A 264-nucleotide genomic window follows, 5' to 3' on the forward strand; every position below is an offset into this window, starting at 1 on the left:
CAGATGTCGGCGAGCGGCATGAGGTCGCGCGCGTTGCTGCCCACGCCGTGCATCAGGACCACGAGCCCTTTGGCGGGCGCCTGCAGCGGCGCACGCCGCCAGCCATGTTCGAATTGTTCCCAGGCCATATTGCTTTCCTTTGCTTTTTGCTTCAATTGATTCGCGGTGGATGGCGATTGATCGCGTCGCGCTATGCGGTTTGGCTCGACCCAGCCGCGAGCATACGCTGTCGGCTTCGTTCACGGCGCGTTGCAATGACCGCGG

The 264-nt window shown here is 62.9% G+C and carries 1 pseudogene; it reads right to left on the reverse strand.

The annotated features are described in order from the left end of the window. A pseudogene (locus SB772_RS42100) lies at positions 1–128 on the reverse strand (hydrolase); the annotation flags it as partial. Positions 129–264: the final 136 nt, after the last annotated feature.

Origin of the sequence: Paraburkholderia sp. SIMBA_030 (assembly GCF_046535245.1) — a bacterium.
Classification (GTDB): Bacteria; Pseudomonadota; Gammaproteobacteria; order Burkholderiales; family Burkholderiaceae; genus Paraburkholderia.